At 38.4% G+C, this 5,057-nt stretch carries 4 protein-coding genes; 1 reads left to right on the plus strand and 3 read right to left on the minus strand.

Annotation, left to right across the window (positions count from 1 at the left end):
• The first annotated feature begins 45 nt into the window (after window positions 1-45).
• Window positions 46-819, plus strand: a complete 774-nt coding sequence (locus tag AC1WHX_RS10365; RefSeq protein WP_481229300.1) for a carboxymuconolactone decarboxylase family protein — start codon at window positions 46-48, stop codon at window positions 817-819.
• 547 nt (window positions 820-1,366) lie between these two features.
• Here AC1WHX_RS10365 and AC1WHX_RS10370 read toward each other — a convergent pair.
• The 3 genes from AC1WHX_RS10370 to AC1WHX_RS10380 form a co-directional block, all read right to left on the minus strand.
• Window positions 1,367-3,079, minus strand: a complete 1,713-nt coding sequence (locus AC1WHX_RS10370; protein ID WP_022389977.1) for an ATP-binding protein — start codon at window positions 3,077-3,079, stop codon at window positions 1,367-1,369.
• 26 nt (window positions 3,080-3,105) lie between these two features.
• Window positions 3,106-4,230: a sensor protein KdpD gene (locus AC1WHX_RS10375; protein ID WP_022389978.1), complete on the minus strand. Its 1,125-nt coding sequence runs from the start codon at window positions 4,228-4,230 to the stop codon at window positions 3,106-3,108.
• A gap of 92 nt (window positions 4,231-4,322) precedes the next feature.
• Window positions 4,323-5,057: TorF family putative porin (locus AC1WHX_RS10380; protein WP_481229298.1), on the minus strand; the 735-nt coding region annotated here is incomplete at its 5' end.

Here is a 5,057-nt window from a genome sequence, read left to right on the forward strand (position 1 = left end):
ATTTTATATACGTTTATTGCATTAGTTATAAATATCCCTTTTATTATGGCACAAGAAAAAATCAAACAAACGGCCGGACGTGATCAATTGGGAGAATTTGCTCCTAAATTTGCAGAACTTAATGACGATGTTCTTTTCGGTGAGGTGTGGAGTCGTACTGACAAACTCGGGCTACGTGACCGGAGTCTGGTTACGATCACATCCCTTATCAGTCAAGGTATTACAGATAATTCTCTGATTTTCCATCTTCAATCAGCAAAGAAAAATGGAATTACACGAACTGAAATTGCCGAAATTATCACTCATATCGGCTTTTATGCAGGTTGGCCAAAAGCTTGGGCTGCCTTCAACCTCGCAAAAGAGGTATGGGCAAAAGACAGTGTCGGCAACGACGCAAAAGCCAAATTTCAGCGTGAAATGATTTTCCCTATTGGAGAGCCAAACACCGCATACGCTCAATATTTTATAGGTAACAGCTATCTTGCTCCTATTTCACGCGAGCAGGTAAATATATCCAATGTTACATTCGAACCTCGTTGCCGCAATAACTGGCATATCCACCGTGCAACAGATGGTGGTGGACAAATGCTCATCGGAGTAGCCGGACGTGGCTGGTATCAAGAAGAAGGGAAACCGGCAGTAAAAATTCTTCCCGGAACAATTATTCATATTCCCGCGAATGTCAAACACTGGCACGGAGCTGCATCCGATAGCTGGTTTGCCCACCTTGCGTTCGAAATTCCCGGTAAGGATGTTTCCAACGAATGGCTTGAACCTGTTTCAGATAAAGAATATGAAAAACTTGACCGGTCGGAATAAATTCTAAGAGCCTGTCTAAATCTTGTTCGGATCAAGTTTGATAGAAATCCGCATGAATAGTCGGTTTTTCTCTTGAGATACTGTATAAAAAGTCATATAGGGGAAAAGAGAGTAAAATTTTGTTAATTAGTAAGAAGCAATTACTTACGGTTATCCAAATCCAAGAGATATAATACCGGAGACTACAACTCCGCAGCCAAAGTTTTCTGTTCAACAACATAGAAGACTGGATTAGCAGAGATAATCAGTATACGCCTGATAGATTTGTTAATAGACAAATTTATCAGGCGTATTCCGATAAATACAGTATAATACAACCGGTAATAATGCGACAGGACGTAAGGCCTATTCGCCCGAACTCTACTTTTACGATTACTTGAACCGAATAGGTTGTGAAATAAAAGCTTGTACAGTCCAAAAGGGGTATTCCTGTTTTCATTCCTATTTTAGAATGAAAACAGATGAATTATTATTTGTTTTTGAGTTTTTATACAATCTCTCAAGAGAAAATTAAATGGTGTGTTGTTTCATTTGGCTGAATACTTTATTAAACTTTAAAACGAAGAGTGAACCGACTACCTTTTCCCAATTCACTATCTACAGTCAATGTTCCGTTATGGGCTTCGACAAAATCTTTAGATATAGATAACCCCAAACCGCTACCTTGCACCTTTGTTCCGGGAACTCGGAAATAACGGTCGAATATGCTTTGATGATAACGGGGATCTATTCCCTTACCAAAATCTTGTACATAAATTTCCACAATATCGCCCTCTTGTTTCGCTCCGATAATTATACGTCCGTTTTGCGGAGTATAGCGTATTGCATTACTTAATAAATTCGTGATCACCCAAGCAATCTTTTCACTATCAACAAACAGCTTGCTGATCTTTTCTGGATATTCGACTTCTATCTGGCAACCGAATTTATCTGCCTGAACCTTATTTGCTTTTATCGCATATTCTATCAATTCTATCGGTTTTGTTATTTTAGGCATCAGTTGCAACCGGCCGGTCTCGACCTGAGTCATATTCAACAACTCTCCCGTGATACTCAAAAGCCGGTTACTATTTTCTTTTATGCTCTCAGAAAGTTGTTTCTGCTCATCATTCAGTTCTCCAACCCGATTGTCTTCTAATAGTTTAAGACTCATTAAAATCGCCGAAATAGGAGTCTTCAACTCATGAGATATAGTAGAGATAAGCGTTGTCTTTGCCGAATCCCGCTCTTTAAACTCCGTGATATTATTCAACAAAATAATATTTCCTATGTTCTTCTGTTCATTTTCACCGGCTTCAACAATCCGAATCGGAATATATTTTGCCTGAAAATAACTTTCTTTATTATCTGCATATATCTTCAGAGGTTCTTGTTTTTCATTCGGAGACACCAACTCTTTCACTAAACGACGAAGCAGATCATTTTTTAACGCAACTTCTGTCGCCGAACGATATAACAAATCACCTTTTTTCAAATGCAACAAATTAAGAGCTTCTTCATTGACAAATACAATCTGCATCTCTTCATTCAAACCTATAATAGGTTCTGTGATACTATTTACAATCGCCTCGATGTATTTTTTCCCCGACAAAATATCAGATATTGAACTATCATGAAACTCTTCAAGCCTTTCTGCCATTTTATTAAAAGAAGCCGCAACACCGCCGAACTCTACACCCAACCCAGTTGGTAGCCTTTTTTTATAATTCTGATCAGCAACTTCTTGAATTCCTTTGATCAACTCTTTTATCGGCTTAACGATATATTTAGGGAAATAGGCTAAAAGACCTATGGAAACCAAAATACAGAAAACGAACAAAACAGAAATCCATAATAGAGAGTTCTCCGCCGCCGCTTCCGCCATCTGGTTTTTATGAGAAATAGATATCATATTCAACTCCATGATACGATATAAATCGGCACGCATTTTCCCGATAGATTTTCGATCCAGATTTTTTTGATATTCTTCTAAATGCTCCTTCAAAATACGGGTTGCCTGCAATTCGTCTGTTTCTGTAATATTTTTCTCCTGCAACCTAAAATTTTCAATAAAAACATCTAAAGCGGCAGGATCTGAATCGATCTTTTCCAATGCCACAAGCATACTACGGGCATAATTCAGAGAATTATTATTCGCATCATAAATATTTCTTGAATTCCGGTCTAATTCATATACCGAACTTATGGCAAGCGTACCTAACATAAGAATCATCGCAAAAAGGATGCAAATGCCTAACGTAAGTTTATTTTTTATTCTCATACTCTTTCAGATTTTGAAATCCAAATCTAAGCCAAAATAATTAAATCTATATTGGAAGTTGATAAAAAGTCCACTAATTTTTTATAATTCATAATAGAAAAGACTGCCGAGAAAAAGGATAATTCAGGTTTACCTATACAACATTTAGTAATATGATTATTTGCACATGCCTCTATAATTCCGTCTATTACATTTGACTTCTGCAACTGAATTACCTCTCCCCCAAGTTCCGTCGCCAATTTAAAATGATTCAACAAATGTCGCTGCACCGCCAACGGAATTCTATCGGCACTTTCTTTCGGTGTCTGAACATATAAAACCGAAAACTGCGTATTATGATGAATTGCCAATCGTGCAGCTTTCCGTATCAGCTTACGAGGTGTTTTTTCATTGGTACTAATACACACCAATATTTTTTCATGTCTTACTCCTACATTACCTACTACGACTTCATCTTCGACTTTTTTCGCGACACGCAAAGCAACCTCTTTCAATGCCAACTCCCTCAATTGCAGAATATTGTCGGCATTAAAAAAATGAGACAACGCCCACTCTACTTTATCTGAACGGTATATTTTCCCTGCTTTCAGACGTGCCAAAAGTTCCTCTGCCGTCAAATCAATATTTACGACTTCATCTGCCTCTTCCAAAACGCTATCCGGAATACGCTCTTTTACCTCTATTCCCGAAATTCTCTGAATTTCATCGTTCAACGCCTCTATATGCTGGATATTAACCGCACTGATTACATTGATTCCCTCATCAAGAAGCTGAAGGACATCTTGCCACCTTTTTTCATTCAGGCTTCCCTCCACATTAGTATGCGCCAATTCATCGACAATTACAATTTCAGGACGTATCCGGATAATCGCTTCCACATCCATTTCTTCCAATTCCTTGCCTTTATAAAAGATTTTCCGACGTGGTATTACGGGAAGCCCTTTCAACTGTGCATCCGTATCTGTACGACCATGAGTCTCAACGTAACCGATCTGTACATCTACACCGCTTTCCAACAATTGGTGCGCTTCCTGAAGCATTCGATAAGTTTTCCCTACTCCAGCAATCATGCCGATATATATCTTAAACTTACCCCGTCTCGATTGCTTTATTAAATCTAAAAAATGCTGGACACTTTTTTCTTTATCCATCTCCACCGCTTTATAAAATACATATACCCCCGGTGTCGCTAATCACCGAGGGGTATAAACAAAACATATTTAAATAGAACAACACAACTTTATCATCGTATAGTAATCCCGAAAACGAAATGTACGTCTTCACGATTAGGATTCCAAATTACTTGCGTATAAACCGGCAAGGAAAAACGCTCATTAAAATGGATCTCCTTTGTCGCTTTCAATGACACATTCGTAACGGCAAAATCATCATTTTTATATTGTTCTGAACGCCAAGGACTACAACCGACGGCAGCATTCAACTGTACCCCCTTAACGGTAAAAGGATACCCGAATTCCATATAAGAAGAATAAGCGTTGACACGGCTACCATCAGAAATCGTCTTACGGTCACCTCCTGCAAACATCGTATACCAAGAAATACTTAACGGAAATTTCTCAACCGGAAGCGCATAGGACAATCCCGCTTCAAAAATATGATCTGTAGTGTGATTATCAAAATTGAAATAGTTATTTTTACCATTTTCTCGATCATTATAAATACCAGACTGACCTGCCCACCACAAATCGGCAACAGAAATAGTCAAACCGGCAATAGAATAAGCAGCCGTAATATCGGCTTCTTTATGACCTTGTCCTGTAAAATCGACACTACCCCATGCTGTCAGAGAAAACCCGGCTACTTGAAGACCTAATGTAGGCTGAACAGCAGCACCAGACTGGTACATACCCCTCCAAATATAAGAACTTACTAAATCTCCCTGTACATTAAAACTTACTCCTTTATTTTCTTCTTGTGCTTTGAGAACTACGGGAGATATAACACTCAACAATATAAT

The organism is Coprobacter sp., assembly GCF_982436375.1.

Excerpts from the sequence above, each read along its gene's own strand:
- AC1WHX_RS10365 (WP_481229300.1), top strand. The coding sequence starts at position 46 with ATGGCACAAGAAAAAATCAAACAAACGGCCGGACGTGATCAATTGGGA.
- AC1WHX_RS10370 (WP_022389977.1), bottom strand. The coding sequence starts at position 3,079 with ATGAGAATAAAAAATAAACTTACGTTAGGCATTTGCATCCTTTTTGCG.
- AC1WHX_RS10375 (WP_022389978.1), bottom strand. The coding sequence starts at position 4,230 with ATGGATAAAGAAAAAAGTGTCCAGCATTTTTTAGATTTAATAAAGCAA.